This window comes from Pseudomonas sp. F007, from assembly GCF_057814275.1.
Genome location: NZ_JBVATA010000004.1, coordinates 259,590 through 274,758 on the forward strand (window position 1 = coordinate 259,590; position 15,169 = coordinate 274,758).

The following is a 15,169-nucleotide window of genomic DNA, read 5'->3' on the forward strand; positions in this document are numbered from 1 at the left end:
GAGGACACGAAATGCCCAAGAGAGACTTCACTCCCGTGCGTTTGCTGCTGGTTTGCGCATTGCTGGCAGGCGCCAACATGGTCCTCTACAGCCGTGCTGCTGAACGGGCTCCCGCCATGCGCCAAACCCAAACCCAAGCACAACACGCCCCGCTGGTGGCGGTGAGCCAGGCCGGTGGGCGCCTGGTCGCGGTGGGCGATTATGGCGTCGTGGCGCTCTCCGACGGGGGACAGGACTGGCGGCAAGCAAGCGCGGTTCCTGTCGATACGCTGCTGACCGCGGTTAGTTTCGCCGACGCGAAAAATGGTTGGGCGGTCGGTCATGGCGGCGTGCTGTTGCACACCAGCGATGCGGGCGAGAACTGGACTCTGCAGCAGCACCTGGAAGACAAACCCGTACTGCTTTCCGTCTGGTTCGAGAACACCCGCCACGGCATAGTCACCGGTGCCTATGGCTACGCCAGCGAGACCCAGGATGGTGGTCAGAGCTGGCAACGCCTGAGCCTGGGTGCGAACGATGATGACTATCACCTCAATCACATCTTCTGCGCACCGGATGGCAGCCTGTTCATCGCCGCGGAGGGCGGCAACGCGTACCGCTCGCGCGACAACGGTGTGACATGGGAGACGTTGCATACCGGCGTCAGTGGCTCGTTATGGAGCGGCATCACATTGCGCGACGGCCGCGTGCTACTGGCTGGCATGAGCGGGCGGGTGCTGCTCAGCGAAGACCGCGGCGATTCCTGGCGCGAGTTGGACAGCGGCAGCCAGGAGGCGATCACCGCCGTGATCCAGTTGGCCGATGGCCGCGTGGTGGTGGTTGGTAATGGTGGGCTGGTGAGCGTCGCGGATGCTGACCTAAAGCATTTCAGTACCGCGATTCGTGAAGACCGCTTGAACCTTTCTGCGCTGCTGGCTGTGGATGACGATCAATTGACATTGTTCAGTCCACAGGGTGTGTTGCATCAGCGGCTGTCATCGCGGCAATGAGTGGCTCAGGCCGACCCAGTGCCTGTACAGAACGCGGCCATTTGCCTTGCGGTGATCCTCCTTTTTCATACATCTTGAAAGCCTCCAAAATTTTACTCTGGATTTTTCCAAGCTAGTATTTACTTGAGTTCCAGCGATGTTCTGCTCTACGAGAGTCCAGTAACGTCCACCAAGAGCTGACGTTTTTTTTTGGGGGGGGAACAGTAGGGGGAATCCATTTCATGGCCAAAATCACCATGATCACTCGACGCTCCCTTCTCGCCACCGTGCCAGTCTATTGCACCTTGACACTAATCGCTCCACGCCTGATAGCAGCGGGTATGAAGCTGCTGGACAGAGGACTCCGGCATTCCGGCTCTGCCTGTAGTGAGTGGCGTTAACTACTGTGCAGTGTATTCGAGGTACCAGTGCTGTGTCGCATCCAAAGAAGCCGCAAAAACTCCAAGGATTTCATTGATATCCTTCTCCGTTGAGATCAACGGAGGACAGAATGCCAATGCATCTCCCATGACTCGGTTGATCATTCCACGTTCCTGGGTCTGAGAGGACAGATACCGCCCGAGTCTGCCAACAGCCTGAAAAGGCTCTTTTGTGTGCCGGTCGGCTACCAACTCAACGGCAGCAATCAACCCCACACCACGAACCTCACCAACCATTGGATGATCAGCAAACTGCTGAAGCCCCTTGCGAAGGATAATCCCCATTTCAGCAGCATGCTGAACCAGGCCCTCCTCTTCGATAATTGTAAGATTCTCCAGGGCGACTGCAGTAGCTAGCGGGTGCCCGCTACCAGTGAAGCCATACCCTAAGGTGCCAATCGAATGGCTCTGGTCGGCAATGTCTTGGTAAACAGCGTCGTTAATCAATATGGCTGCAATGGGCTGATAGGAGGACGACAGCTGTTTGGATAGCCATTCTTTCTGAAGGGCAGCAATCGGCCAATAGCGCCGGTAACGCGTGACAGAAATGAACCCAAAAACCGTCCTCAACTCACTTATCAAGCCGGGACTAAAGCCCACGGGGAAAATTCCGACCTTGGTATCAGCTGAAGATTCCACCCAGAGCCAGTCGTTTTGTAGGGGTAAAAACGACCAAAAATAAAAAGGGGTCGCGAGATAAAATCTCGCAACCCCTTGAATTATATGGTCGGGACGGAGTGATTCGAACACTCGACCCCTAGCACCCCATCTCCTTTTTCATACTTCTTGAAAGATTCCAAAATTTTACTCTGGATTTTTCTAAGCTAGTATTTACTTGAGCTCCAGCGGTGTTCTGCTCTACAAGAGTCCAGTAACGTCCATCAAGAGCCGACGTTTTTGTGGGGGGAAAAGTAGGGGGAGTCTGTTTTATGGCCAAAACTACCATCAAAGAACTCGAGTCGCTGACCGCCAACGATGCCGGCCGCATCCTCCGGGAAGATGGCAATCTCGCAGGTCGAATTTCCCTGCGTAAGGACGGCGTGTCGGTCAGCTTTTTCTATTGCTATCGGTGGGGCGACCAGAATAAAGAATACGCCTGCGGGTCCTGGCCACGCAAATCCCTGACGGACATCCGCAAGGCCCGCAACCAGGCACGGGCACTCATTGATGAGCAGATCAATCCCAACGAGCACAAGAAAACCGCCAAGGCACAGGCATACGCCGCGGCTAACGTAGAGGCCGAACAAGTAAAAACGACGAAGATGCAAACACTGACGGTCCAAGATTTGGCGAAGGCCTGGCTGTTGGATGGCGTGGCGCGTAAAGATGGCAATGCTGAATTGCAACGACGCTTTAACAAGGACCTATTCCCGGCACTGGGCAGGACAGCAGTGAACAGTGTGTCCGAACACGATGTTCGAGCGCTGATCGGAGGCAACTGCGTGAGACGCTTGCCAAACATGGCGCTACAAACTGGCGCCCAGACACAATGCCCGATGGAGTGCATCAGGCATTGTGGTGGAACAGGTGCATACCTGTTTTAGGACTAGATAAATGTCTTTATTGAGGACCGTCCAGTAGAACCCATTGCTGGTTTTGCACGCTGACAAGCGCACGGGCGCGTTCATCGTGCCCGAAGTGGTCAGTTGGGCTTAAGTTGTAAACTCCATGGGTGCCGGCAACGTTGTCGGTTTTTTCAAGCTGATCACGCAAGCTTTGACGGAACTCGGGGCTTCCGGGCTGGGCGGCTTGCAGTGCACCCGGAACCGCGGCTTCCAGCAGGCGCATGGCGTCATACAAGTAGGCGCCAAAAGGAGAAAGGCTATTGGGACCAAACTGTGCTTCATAGCTTTGGGCGTATTGGCTCGCGATAGCCTTGGAGGGATGATTGGCCGGTAACTTGTCCCACACCACTACCGGACCGACGGGCAGGATGGCCCCATCGAGGGTTTTGCCCCCGATCCGCAGGAAGGCGCTATTGGCAGCGCCATGAGTGTGGTAAATCGCGCCCTTGTAGCCGAGCCTGCGCAGTTCGGTATGGGGCAGCGCAGCAGGAGCGCCGGCAGCACCGATCAGCACTGCGTCAGGTCGTATGCCGATCACTTTCAACGCCTGGCCACTGACAGAGGAGTCAGTACGGTTGAAACGCTCATCGCGCACCAGTGTGATACCGGCTGCGGGAGCCAGTTCGCCGAGGGCCTTGAACCAGTCCTCACCCCAGACGTCGTTGAAGCCGATGTAGCCCAGTGTTTTTACGCCGTTGTGCTGCATGTGCTCGATGAGCGCCTTGGCCATGAGGGTATTGGTTTGAGCGATCGTGAAGATCCAGCGATTTTCGTTGTTTGGCGGGACGTAAGGAGCAAGGGCGATCTGCGCTGTGCTGCTTTCCTTGGCGACTTGGGCGACCGCCGAGGAGGTTGGCACCGTGGTGGAACCGATCAGCAGGTCAACCGCATTTTCGCTCACCAGTTTGCGAGCGTTTTTGGTGGCCGCGGTACTGTCGCTACCGTCGTCAAGGACGATGTAATTAACGGTTTGACCGGCGATCTGTTTGGGCAGTAGTTGCACGGTGTTACGTTCTGGAATGCCCAGAGAGGCACCGGGCCCGGTTGTCGAAAGGATGATGCCGATCGAGAGGTCGGCATGAGCGGCTGTTGTCATCGATGCAGCTAAAAACAAGGCGATGTGGCGTTTCATGGAAGCTCCAGGTAGTTTTGTTGTTGTTCTATGTGCGGGGGACTTTGATCAGCAGGTTTTTGCTTTTATCAAGCATCGACCACCTCGGTTTTTGGGGGGCCGAATGTAGTGGGTTTACGGCCGAGGTAGGTCTCAACGACTTTTGGATTCTGCGCCAGGTCTTCAGCTCGACCTTCCAGAACCAATTCGCCTAGTTCCATGACATACCCGTAGTCCGAAATCTTGAGCGCAGCTCTTGCGTTTTGCTCCACCAAGAGAATCGAAACGCCGCTGCGCCGCAGGTTCTCGATAATCGAGAACGTCTCGTTGATCACCCTCGGAGCAAGACCCAGGCTGGGTTCGTCGAGCATCAGCAATCGGGGTTTGCCCATCAATGCGCGCCCAATGGCAAGCATCTGACGCTCACCGCCGGAGAGCGTGCAGGCGGCCTGGTGCCGACGTTCATGCAGTCGCGCAAACAAACCGAACACTTCATCGAGGCTTTGGTCGTGATCCCGCAGACCGCGACGATGCCGACTGAATGCGCCCAGTCGCAGGTTGTCTTCCACGCTCATCGGGCCGAACAATTCACGGCTTTCCGGCACCAGCGCCATGCCCAGGCCAACGCGTTGCGCAACGCCCTTATGGGCCAACAGGGGTTGGCCCAAGTAGCGCACTTCGCCGCTAGCGGGCAGCAAGCCCATGAGGGCTGCCATCAAGGTGGTTTTACCCGCTCCATTCGGGCCGATCAGGCTGACGATCTGGCCTTCCTCGACATGCAGGTCGAGCTTGCGCACGGCTTCGACCTTGCCATGACTGACCGACAGATTACGAACTTGCAGTAGATGGCTCATTCCACCCCTCCGAGATAAGCGGCCAGCACTGCCGGGTTGTCCTGTATTTCATCGGGGGGCCCGGCAGCAAGGCGCTGGCCGAACTCCATCACTACGACGTGGTCAGCCAGACGCATGACGAAGTCCATGTCGTGCTCCACCAACAGCACGCCCAGCCCTTCGCGGCGCAGTTGTTCGAGCAGACCGGCCAACGCTTGTTTTTCGCCATAGCGGAGACCCGCCGCGGGTTCGTCGAGGAGCAACAGCAAGGGATCGCTGCACAGGGCACGAGCAATCTCGACAATGCGCTGCTGTCCCAGAGCGAGGCTGCCAGCAGGGGCATGAATGAATTGCTCCAATCCGACGCGTTCGATTTGTCGCGCAGCTTCAGCCAGGATCCGTTTTTCCTCCTCGCGTTCTGTGTGCAGCAGTGAACGCAGCAGCCCTGCGTTTGCCCGGCTATGGGCGCCCAGCGCGACATTTTCCAGAACACTCATTTCCGGTAGCAGGCGCACGTGTTGGAAGGTACGGCTCACACCTAGCCTGGCGATTTTGCGTGGTGGGAGGCCGTCAATGCGTTGACCCAGAAACAGGATCTCTCCGGCAGTGGGAGGCAGTACCCCGGACAACAGATTGAACAATGTGGACTTGCCTGCGCCGTTCGGGCCGATCAGCGCTGTGATTTCGCCTGATTTGACCGATAGGCTCATATCCTTATTTGCGACAAGCCCGCCGAAACGCTTCACCAGGCCTTCAGCTATCAGCAGCGGGGAGCCAGCCGTGGGCGGCTGGCGCCGGGGCAATGCGGGTGCATCGGCGACGGGCAGGATGGACGGGCGAAGTGTCGGCAGGCTATTGCGCAAAAGTGGCATCAGACCGCCTCGGGCATACTGCAGTACAACAATCACCAACAGGCCGAAAAAAATCATTTCGAAGTTGTCGGCGTGCCCGAACAACAGCGGCAAAACGTCCTGCAGCGCCTGCTTGATCAAAGTCAGAAGCGCTGCGCCAACCAGCGCGCCCCATAGGCTTGCAGTGCCGCCCAGGACAATCATGAACAGGTATTCGATACCCATGTTCACCGAAAACGGTGTCGGGTTGACCACTCGTTGCATGTGCGCGTAGAGCCAGCCGGATAGCGACGCGAGCAGCGCTGCCAGCACGAATGCGATCAATTTGCTGCGTGCCGTGTCCACACCCATGGCCTCGGCCATGCCGCCCGCTTCCTTGAGGCTCCGGATGGCGCGCCCCTGACGACTGTGAAGGAGGTTGTCGAGCAGCCAGATGCTGGCGATCAGCAAGACTCCGATCAGAAGGCTGAAATCCGCTGCGCTGTCGATCCGCCAGCCAAATAAAGCGATGGTTGGCAGATCTTGAATGCCACCAAAACCTCCCAGCCCGGGCAAATTGCCAAACAGGTAATAGATTGCCAATCCCCAAGCCAGGGTGCCGATGGGCAAGTAGTGACCCGCCAGGCGCAGGGTCAACAGGCCGAGTACCAAGGCGACGACAAAGGTCGTACTCAAACCGACCAGAAGCCCTAGCCAGGGTGATAACCCCAGCGTAGTACTGAGCACAGCGGTGGCATAAGCCCCGATGCCGACGAATGCTGCCTGGCCGAACGACGTCAGGCCGCAGACCCCCGTCAACAACACCAGGCCCAATGCAACCAGACTGTACAAGCCGATGTAGTTAAACAGGCTGACATAAAAAGCCGGCAATACCTGAGGCGCGATACAGGCAACCAACAGCAGAAGAAACAGCGGTATGAGACGACGGGCCATTAGTGTTGCTCCTCAATGTTGGGGTGTTTCAGCGAGAGCCAGAGCAACACGGGTATGACCAGCGTAAAAACGATGACCTCCTTGTAAGCCGATGCCCCGAAGGTCGCGAAACTCTCCAGCAGGCCTACCAGGAAGGCACCTGCGGCGGCCAATGGATAGCTGATCAGACCGCCAATGATTGCGGCAACGAAGCCCTTGAGGCTGATGAGAAAACCGGAGTCGTAATACAACGTTGTCAGTGGGCCGATGAGGATTCCGGAAATTGCCCCAATGAAGGCTGCCAGCGCAAAAGCGCTTTGGCCGGCGAGTTGAGTGGGAATGCCCACCAGTTGCGCGCCAGTGCGATTGAATGCAGTGGCTCGCAGGGCTTTGCCATACAAACTGTGGCCAAAGAAAACGTAAAGCAGGCCGATCAACAGCAACGCACAACCAACCACCAGCAAACTTTGCAGGCTGATCGAGAGTTCACCGAGCATCAGACCGGCATCACTGTAGGCCTCAGTTCGTACCCCTTCAGCACCGAACATCCACAGGGCGGCCCCGATCAGCACGATGTGCACAGCGACCGAAATGATCAGCAGCACTAATACCGAACTTTGGGCAACGCGCTGATAGACCAGCCGGTATAGCAATGGTCCCAACGGTGTAACGATCGCCAGTGCAACAATGATTTTTATCAGTCCTGGAAGGCTTTGCAGGTCAAAAGTGCTGAGTATTACAAGCAATGCAAGTGGCAGTGCCAGGTAGCTGAGCGCGATTCGTGGCAATTGCCATGGTTGCCGCTGTTTCAATGCGATTGCACTGTCGAGCAGGCATGCCGCGATTGAGCAACCGATCAACAACCACAACGTGCCGGGCAAAAGTCCGGACTGGAGCGTGGCTAGTGTCAGGGCGCTGAAGGTCACGAACTCGCCCTGGAAAACCAGGATCGTGCGAGTAACCGAAAACACCAGAACCAGTGCCAGAGCCACCAATGCATAAATAGCGCCTGTGGTCAGCCCGTCCTGGGTAAGAAATGCCAGAATTGAAAAGTCCATGAGTGACCCTCAGTGGAATGCGAGCAGGACGGATGTGGCTTCGGAGTGCGGAGCGCTGTAGGTGCAATAACCGGAAGGACGGTTAGGGAGAGGCGCCGCGGCCATTCGTTTTCGATGTGTCGGAACGTCGCATCCACGCTGCTGCATGATCAGTAATCCAATGTTGTTGTTCTTGTTGGGGTGGGCGGGCGCGGCCAGGCGCCCGTTCGGCCAGGCGCTGCCTGGACTACCAGAGCGCCAAGGTGTAATCGATGTTCACCCGCGTCTCGTTGTCATCGCGGAAGGAAGCCGCCGGGGCGAAATCATTGCGATACCAGGCATGACGCAGACGTAAGCTGACCCCTTTGAATGTGCCCGACTGCACGACGTAGGACAGTTCGACATCTTTTTCGCTTTCACTCAGGCCATCGCCACCCAAAGCCGTCGGCAGTTGGATATTGCTGCCTTCCAGGTAGCGCACCATGCCTTTGAGGCCCGGCACTGCGACGCCCGCAAAATCGTAGTCGTAGCGCACTTGCCAACTGCGCTCCTTGGGGTTGAGGAACTCGGAACTGAGCGACCCTTCGGACACTACCAGGGGTTCGGTCCCGGTCAGATAAGGCATGGCGGTAGCGCCGTTGAGCTGCATATAACCGGCCCCCAGGCTGTGGGCGCCTACCGAATAAGTGAACATCATCCCCAGGTTGCGATTGTCGACGTGCCCAGCCTTGGCCGCTCCGTCTTCCCCTGTGATGAAATAGCGCACATCCGTCTTCAGCTTCCCGGGACCGATAGGCTGTATCTGCTCGAAGCCGAAGTAGTCCTTGCGATACATTTCGTCCAGCACCGCGTGGTAGTACTTCAACGTCAGGCTATCGGACCATTTGTAATCACCGCCCAAAAAGACGAACCGGTCCGATTCGGCGGCAGGGTTGAAACGACCGTTGGGCGATGCGACGGTCATTTTTTGGTAACTGGTGGAATCGCGCAGATTAATGCGGTCCAACCAGCCTGCATTCAAGGTCAGGTTGTCCAGATCCTGCGAGCGCAAATAGGCACCACGAAAGGTTTGCGGCAACAAACGCGTGGGGCTGGCGAAGGCGATTGGCAGGAACGTACTGATGGTCCCGGCTTGCAGTTCCGTCTTCGAGATTTTCATTTTGCCAGTCAGGCCAAGCTCCGAGTAATCGTCGCGAGGTTCTCGGCTGGGCACGTCGTATGGCAGCAAACCTGTGCCCGTACGATCCGGCGATGAATCGAGCTTGACGCCCAATAGCCCCACGGCATCTATTCCGAAACCCACAGGTCCCTGGGTGAACCCCGAACTGTATTTGAGAATGAAGCCTTGGGCCCACTCGCGGGCTGCCGATTGCGCGGACGTGCCTTTGTAGTCGCGGTCGAAGTAGTAATTGCGCATCGTCAGACTGGCTTTACTGTCTTCAACGAAACCGGCTGCCCTTACATGCCCAGCAAGAACGGAGAGAACAAAACAAACAGCGATACTCGAGGGAACGCGAACTTGAGCTTTCATGGTTTTCTCTGTTTTTATTAGTATTGAACGGGTCCTTACTGCTGGCGTGTACCTGCCCCCGAACCTGTTGAGCGACCACGCAGGCGTGCCCAATAAAGTTCGGGTGTAGCTCGTTCTAATCCGTTAGTTAACGTTGTTGCGGTTATACGAATGCATCAGCGTAGAAATTGGTTTCCAGCAACTCTCGCTGCGCTATAAAGTCTCGACGGGCGCAATCCACGACGATCGGTGCTCCACAGGCATACACTTCAAAACGCTTCAACGAAGCAAAGTCGGACAGGACCTGCTGGTGTACAAATCCGCAAGCGCCTTGCCACTGACAGGCATCATTCGGTTCCGAGAGCACCGGGATGTAGTTCAACCAGGGTAATTCGGCCTCCCACTCGAGCAACTGCTCATGATGGTAGAGATCCTTGCGCTGCCGGCCACCCCAATAGAGATAAACTGGACGTGTGTTATTACCCTGTTCACGCAGTTGCTCCAGCAACGCCTTGATCGGCGCAAAACCGGTGCCACTGGCGAGAAAGATCATCGGTTGATCATTCTCACGCAGATAGAAAGAACCATAAGGGCCTTCCAGACGAAGCAGTTCGCGCGGTTTCAATGTATTGAATACATGGCCACTGAAACTGCCACCTGGCATATGACGGATATGCCACTCTAGTTGATTGTCCACTGTCGAACGAGTAGCCATCGAATAACTTCGACGACTACCGTCCTTGAGCAAAACTTGCGCATATTGGCCAGGGTAATAGTTGAAAGTTACCGTGGGCGGCAACATCAGTCGCACGACCATTACATCGTCGGCGACCTTTTCGATGCTGGCCACGCGGGCGGCCGTCTGCTGAATGGAAATACCGCGCAGCTCAGTCACTTCCGGGGCATCGATGGTCAGGTCCGAGGTCGCTTTGGCGCAGCAGAACAATGCCAATCCGGCGGCGCGCTCCTCTTCGCTCAGAACCTCCAGCGGACTGTTGGCATGATCGACACTGCCGCTCACCACCCTGCCCTTGCAGCTGCCACACGTTCCTTCACGGCAACTGTGCTTGAGCATCAGCCCGTCAGCCAAAGCACCGTCCAGGATGGTCTTGCTCGCATCCAGATCGAATTGTTGCCCCGATGGTTGAATATCTACGTGATAGGTCATGGCATTTCTCTTGCTCATTCACTCAGAGATGAAAGATCAACGGCTCTGTGCCGCCAGCAGATCCAGCGCAACATCAATAATCATGTCTTCTTGACCGCCCACCATCCGCCGCTTGCCCAGCTCGACGAGGATGTCGAGGGTCTTCAGGCCGTACTTGGCGGCGGCGATTTCAGCGTGACGCAGGAAGCTGGAGTAGACGCCGGCATAACCCAGCGCGAGCGTCTCGCGATCAACGCGTACCGGACGATCCTGCAGCGGACGAACGATGTCATCGGCGGCATCCATCAGGGTGTACAGATCGGTGCCATGGTTCCAACCCAGGCGCTCGGCCGCGGCGATGAACACTTCCAGCGGCGCATTACCGGCGCCAGCTCCCATGCCCGCAAGGCTGGCGTCGATGCGGTCGCAGCCTTCTTCGACGGCGGTGATCGAGTTGGCCACGCCGAGGCTCAGGTTGTGGTGCGCATGCATGCCGGTTTCGGTTTCAGGCTTGAGCTGCGCCTTAAAGGCGCGGAAGCGGTCACGGATGTCCTGCATGTTCATCGCGCCACCGGAGTCGGCCATGTACACGCAAGTCGCGCCGTAGCTCTCCATCAATTTGGCCTGGGCGGCCAACTGCTCGGCCGGGATCATGTGGCTCATCATCAGGAAACCAACGGTGTCCATGCCCAGCTCACGGGCGTATTCGATGTGCTGTTTCGACACATCCGCTTCGGTGCAGTGAGTGGCGATGCGCACCACTCGTGCTCCGGCGTTGTACGCCGCTTTCAGGTCATGCATCGTGCCGATACCCGGCAACAACAGGGTGGTGATTTTCGCGTGGCTGATGACGTCGGCGGCCGCTTCGATCCACTCCAGGTCGGTGTGCGCGGCGAAGCCATAGTTGAAGCTCGAACCTTGCAGGCCGTCACCGTGGGCGACCTCGATCGAGTCGACCTTGGCCTTGTCCAGCGCGCGGGCAATGTCCTGCACGTTCTGCAGAGAATACTGATGGCGAACGGCATGGCTGCCGTCGCGTAGGGTCACGTCGGAGATGTAGAGTTTTTTGCCGGGATTAAAAGTCATGTCGGTCTCCTCAGGCGTTCAGCATCGACTGCGCCATGCGCTCGGCGGTGGCCAAGGCAGCGGAGGTCATGATGTCGAGATTACCGGCGTAGGCCGGCAGGTAATGGGCGGCACCTTCGACTTCGAGGAACACCGAAGTCTTCAGTCCGGAGAATATGCCGAGGCCCGGAATATTCAGCGGCGCATCTTCTGGAATCACGTCGAACTGGACTTTTTGCTTCAGGCGATAGCCCGGCACATAAGCCTGCACGGCGGCCGCCATCTCGACGATGGAGGCCTCGACCAGCGCCTGGTCAGCCGCTTCGGACAGCACAAACACCGTGTCGCGCATCATCAGTGGTGGCTCGGCCGGGTTCATCACGATGATCGCCTTGCCCTTCGCGGCGCCGCCGATCACTTCGATGGCCTTGGAGGTGGTTTCGGTGAATTCGTCGATGTTGGCACGGGTGCCGGGACCGGCGGATTTACTGGCAATCGAAGCGACGATTTCGGCGTAATGCACCTTGGCCACGCGGGACACGGCCGCGACCATAGGAATCGTCGCCTGGCCGCCGCAGGTGACCATGTTGACGTTGAGCTGATTCAGGTTCTGTTCCAGATTCACCACCGGCACGCAGTACGGGCCGATGGCAGCCGGGGTCAGGTCGATCAGGCGAATGTCGGGTTTGATCGAGCGCAGGAACGCATCGTTCTTGACGTGGGCACCGGCCGAGGTGGCATCGAAAACGAAGTCGATGTCCTTGAACACGTCCATACGGGTCAAGCCTTCAACGCCTTCGTGGGTGGTGGCCACCCCCATGCGCTGAGCGCGGGCCAAGCCGTCGGAGGCCGGGTCGATGCCAACCATGGCGGCGATTTCCAGGTGCTCGGCGTTACGCAGGACCTTGATCATCAGGTCGGTGCCGATGTTGCCGGAGCCGATGATGGCGACTTTCAGTTTTCTGGAACTCATTTTCTTTCTCCATAAGCTTCGTCGAGAAGGATCACGGCCGGGTCCAGCGTTTCGGCATACAGACGCTTGACCGCATCAGCACGCAGACCAAGTGCTGCACGTTGATTGATGTAACCTTTGTCAGTAATTTCCCCATCATCGAGGCTCGGCGGTGAGTCGAGGATGACCAGGCGCACCGCGTGCTGCGAGGACGCAGGAAACTGTTGGGCCAGTGCTTGCAAGCCCGTACTCAGGGCTTGGCGAACAGCAGGTTGCATAGCCAGTTGCTCAACGGTCATTCGCTTGCCAGCGGCATCGGCCAAGGCGCGCAACGACGGCGTTGGATAGATCAAAGCGCCAATAAAGTCTTGATCGTGACCGCAAATCACACAGTCAGAAGCGTAAGGCGCCAAGGCACTCACCAGCCGTGGGCGCAGCGTGCCGACGGAGACCCACGTGCCGGTGGTCAATTTGAAGTCTTCGGTGACCCGCCCATCAAATACGATGCCCCTCTGCGGGCACTCGGGATCGAGTAGTCGACCAGCATCACCAATCTGATAGAAGCCATCTTCATCGAACGCCTGACGGCTGCCTTGTGGGTCATTGAGGTACTGCTGAAACACCGAGGGTCCGCGTACGCGCATCTCCAGCTTGTCGCCGCTGGGCACGAACTTGATTTCGACGCCTGGTACCGGGAGGCCGATGTTGCCTGGTTTGTCCAAGCGGTAATGAACACTGGTGAGCACTGGAGAGGTTTCGGTCGCGCCCCATTCGCTGGTAAAGAACAGGGGATTGTCACGCACCGTTCCCGCACGGGCCATCAACCGATCCCAGGTGTTCTGTGGCAAAGCCGCAGCGGCATAGAACAACATGTCAAGGCGGCCGAAAAGTGCTTGCGCCAACTCCTCGTCGCGTTCCAGATAAGGTAATAGCGCTTCATACCCACGAGGGACGTTGAAGAACACAGTCGGCTGAACGGATTTGATATTTTCCACCGTCCGCTCGATACGCCCGGGAACTGGCAAACCATCATCGATATAAAGCGTGCCGCCATTGCGCAGCACCATGTTGAAGTTATGGTTAGCGGCGAAGGTATGACTCCATGGCAGCCAATCCACCACGACCATTTCACTGCCTTCGAGGAATCGCCAGCATTGGGCGATTGCTTGCTGGTTGGCGCACAACATGCGATGGGTATTGATGACCACCTTGGGTGTGCCAGTGGAGCCGGAGGTCAGCATGTAACGGGCCGGGACATCGCCATCGAGGCGCAGAAAGGCCTCCATGACTTGCGCACTTTCGACCCGGTAAAGCAAGGGTAGCGGTAGCGCACCAGGAATGGCCTGGGCGTTGCGTGCAACCACCACGGGACAGTCCGGTTGAATCAGTTCGATTGTGCGGCGATAAGTGTCGCCATCATTGACAAAGATCAATGCGGGTTGCAGCTGCGCTACGATAGACTTCAGCTTGCTGCAGCCGCTCTGTGTATTGCGCGAATAAGCGACCGACACGGTGGCCACCGCAATCCCGACATGCATGGCCGCCAGCGTAATCAAGGCCTGGTCGATGTCATTTTCCGATAACACCAGTACCGGACGACCGGGCGTCGTATCGAGCTCTAGCAAACCCTGGGCCAGGGCGCCGACGCGTTGGCGAACCTCGCTGTAGTTGAGAGTGAACCAGACGCCGTTGCGGCGCTCGGCCAGATAAGGACGTTGCGGGGCTTCACTCGCCCAACGCTCCAACCACTGGCCGATGCAACGGGCATAGGGTTGCAGAGGTTCCGGGGATCGCAATATAAAACTGCCCGCCTCACCTGGCTCGACAGTCACTCGAGCAGGTGCCAGCTTGGCAGGATCGTCGAAAAAGTCGTACACGGCACGCCCTCACGAGATCAACAGACATGTCTGTTGTTCATCATTATTATTTTTGTTGTTACAGGTGCAGGTTCAAAAAACCGGCGCCCTTTCCAATGACACGGGTCATTGACCAGCACTCATACGAATCGGCAGTTCACTTCACCCAGACGGGTCAGTTTCAAGCGCAGGCTGTCACCGGGTGTCACCGGCACCATGGGGCCCAGAGCACCGGACAAGAGCACGTCGCCGGCCCTCAATGGACGACCAAATTCGGCCATGGTCCGCGCCAGCCACAGGCAGGCGTCCAGCGGGTTGCCGAGGCAGGCAGCGCCCACACCGATCGAGGCCTGAGCACCATTTTTCTCCAACAGCATGCCTTCCAGCGCGAGGTCCAGATTGGCCAGGCGCACGGGAGTCTTGCCAAGCACGTAGAGCCCCGATGAAGCATTGTCAGCGACCGTATCGACCAGCGTGATTTTCCAGTTCTCGATCGCCGAATCGACAATTTCCAGCGCCGGAACCAGGTACTCCACCGCGCTCATCAGCTCGCCCAGCGTGGTGTCAGGGTTGGGCAAGTCACGCCCCAACACGAAAGCGATCTCCCCCTCGGCCTTGGGCTGGATCAGGCGGGAACTGTCAATGGCATCGCCATCGCCGTACTCCATGTCGGCAAACAACATGCCGAAGTCTGGCTGATCGACGCCCAGCTGCGCTTGCACCGCCAGAGAGGTCAAGCCGATTTTACGCCCGCTGAGACGGCGCCCCGCGGCTAGCGCAGCCTGGGTATTGAGCTCCTGTACGGCATAAGCATCAGCCAGGGTGGAAATTTCAAAGCGTTCGGAAATGCGGCCGCATGGGGTTCGCATCATGCGCGCTTGTGCCAGAAGCGAAGCGGCGGCCTGGATGGAATCTTGCTTCA

12 protein-coding genes and 1 pseudogene are annotated in these 15,169 nt (G+C 57.6%); 2 read left to right on the plus strand and 11 right to left on the minus strand.

Annotated features, from left to right (window positions below; genetic code table 11):
* Window positions 1-11 precede the first annotated feature (11 nt).
* Complete coding sequence (locus ACZYR5_RS11335) at window positions 12-989, plus strand: WD40/YVTN/BNR-like repeat-containing protein (RefSeq protein WP_489089791.1); 978 nt, start codon at window positions 12-14, stop codon at window positions 987-989.
* 380 nt (window positions 990-1,369) lie between these two features.
* On the opposite strand, the gene ACZYR5_RS11340 is transcribed toward ACZYR5_RS11335, so the two are convergent.
* Window positions 1,370-2,158, minus strand: coding sequence for an aminotransferase class III-fold pyridoxal phosphate-dependent enzyme (locus tag ACZYR5_RS11340; protein WP_489089790.1), 789 nt, complete (start codon window positions 2,156-2,158; stop codon window positions 1,370-1,372).
* A gap of 179 nt (window positions 2,159-2,337) precedes the next feature.
* Between ACZYR5_RS11340 and ACZYR5_RS11345 the strand changes: the two are divergent.
* A pseudogene (locus ACZYR5_RS11345) lies at window positions 2,338-2,838 on the plus strand (integrase arm-type DNA-binding domain-containing protein); the annotation flags it as partial.
* Between the two features lie 130 nt (window positions 2,839-2,968).
* Here the strand turns inward: ACZYR5_RS11345 and ACZYR5_RS11350 are convergent.
* The 10 genes from ACZYR5_RS11350 to ACZYR5_RS11395 form a co-directional block, all read right to left on the minus strand.
* Window positions 2,969-4,105 (minus strand): ABC transporter substrate-binding protein, encoded by a 1,137-nt coding sequence (locus ACZYR5_RS11350; RefSeq protein ID WP_320402516.1) that lies wholly within the window; start codon window positions 4,103-4,105, stop codon window positions 2,969-2,971.
* A 68-nt stretch (window positions 4,106-4,173) separates the two neighbouring features.
* Window positions 4,174-4,938, minus strand: a complete 765-nt coding sequence (locus ACZYR5_RS11355; protein ID WP_489089789.1) for an ABC transporter ATP-binding protein — start codon at window positions 4,936-4,938, stop codon at window positions 4,174-4,176.
* Window positions 4,935-6,701, minus strand: a complete 1,767-nt coding sequence (locus tag ACZYR5_RS11360; RefSeq protein WP_489089788.1) for a branched-chain amino acid ABC transporter ATP-binding protein/permease — start codon at window positions 6,699-6,701, stop codon at window positions 4,935-4,937. Before ACZYR5_RS11360 ends, ACZYR5_RS11355 begins: the two co-directional genes overlap by 4 nt.
* A complete protein-coding gene (locus ACZYR5_RS11365; protein WP_320402513.1) occupies window positions 6,701-7,738 on the minus strand; it encodes a branched-chain amino acid ABC transporter permease in 1,038 nt (345 codons plus the stop codon). Before ACZYR5_RS11365 ends, ACZYR5_RS11360 begins: the two co-directional genes overlap by 1 nt.
* A gap of 226 nt (window positions 7,739-7,964) precedes the next feature.
* The gene (locus ACZYR5_RS11370; RefSeq protein ID WP_320402512.1) at window positions 7,965-9,248 is read right to left on the minus strand and encodes an OprD family porin; all 1,284 of its coding nucleotides are present in this window, start codon (window positions 9,246-9,248) and stop codon (window positions 7,965-7,967) included.
* 142 nt (window positions 9,249-9,390) lie between these two features.
* Window positions 9,391-10,395: a CDP-6-deoxy-delta-3,4-glucoseen reductase gene (locus tag ACZYR5_RS11375; RefSeq protein WP_320402511.1), complete on the minus strand. Its 1,005-nt coding sequence runs from the start codon at window positions 10,393-10,395 to the stop codon at window positions 9,391-9,393.
* Between the two features lie 36 nt (window positions 10,396-10,431).
* A complete protein-coding gene (gene dmpG / locus ACZYR5_RS11380; protein WP_489089787.1) occupies window positions 10,432-11,460 on the minus strand; it encodes a 4-hydroxy-2-oxovalerate aldolase in 1,029 nt (342 codons plus the stop codon).
* A gap of 10 nt (window positions 11,461-11,470) precedes the next feature.
* Entirely contained in the window at window positions 11,471-12,412 is a 942-nt protein-coding gene (locus ACZYR5_RS11385; RefSeq protein ID WP_320402509.1) for an acetaldehyde dehydrogenase (acetylating), read from the minus strand.
* Window positions 12,409-14,268: a feruloyl-CoA synthase gene (locus ACZYR5_RS11390; protein ID WP_489089786.1), complete on the minus strand. Its 1,860-nt coding sequence runs from the start codon at window positions 14,266-14,268 to the stop codon at window positions 12,409-12,411. Before ACZYR5_RS11390 ends, ACZYR5_RS11385 begins: the two co-directional genes overlap by 4 nt.
* Before the next feature lie 119 nt (window positions 14,269-14,387).
* A complete protein-coding gene (locus ACZYR5_RS11395; protein ID WP_223503283.1) occupies window positions 14,388-15,119 on the minus strand; it encodes a 2-keto-4-pentenoate hydratase in 732 nt (243 codons plus the stop codon).
* Window positions 15,120-15,169: the final 50 nt, after the last annotated feature.

Excerpts from the sequence above, each read along its gene's own strand:
- ACZYR5_RS11335 (WP_489089791.1), top strand. The coding sequence starts at position 12 with ATGCCCAAGAGAGACTTCACTCCCGTGCGTTTGCTGCTGGTTTGCGCA.
- ACZYR5_RS11350 (WP_320402516.1), bottom strand. The coding sequence starts at position 4,105 with ATGAAACGCCACATCGCCTTGTTTTTAGCTGCATCGATGACAACAGCC.
- ACZYR5_RS11355 (WP_489089789.1), bottom strand. The coding sequence starts at position 4,938 with ATGAGCCATCTACTGCAAGTTCGTAATCTGTCGGTCAGTCATGGCAAG.
- ACZYR5_RS11360 (WP_489089788.1), bottom strand. The coding sequence starts at position 6,701 with ATGGCCCGTCGTCTCATACCGCTGTTTCTTCTGCTGTTGGTTGCCTGT.
- ACZYR5_RS11365 (WP_320402513.1), bottom strand. The coding sequence starts at position 7,738 with ATGGACTTTTCAATTCTGGCATTTCTTACCCAGGACGGGCTGACCACA.
- ACZYR5_RS11370 (WP_320402512.1), bottom strand. The coding sequence starts at position 9,248 with ATGAAAGCTCAAGTTCGCGTTCCCTCGAGTATCGCTGTTTGTTTTGTT.
- ACZYR5_RS11375 (WP_320402511.1), bottom strand. The coding sequence starts at position 10,395 with ATGACCTATCACGTAGATATTCAACCATCGGGGCAACAATTCGATCTG.
- dmpG (WP_489089787.1), bottom strand. The coding sequence starts at position 11,460 with ATGACTTTTAATCCCGGCAAAAAACTCTACATCTCCGACGTGACCCTA.
- ACZYR5_RS11385 (WP_320402509.1), bottom strand. The coding sequence starts at position 12,412 with ATGAGTTCCAGAAAACTGAAAGTCGCCATCATCGGCTCCGGCAACATC.
- ACZYR5_RS11395 (WP_223503283.1), bottom strand. The coding sequence starts at position 15,119 with ATGATGCGAACCCCATGCGGCCGCATTTCCGAACGCTTTGAAATTTCC.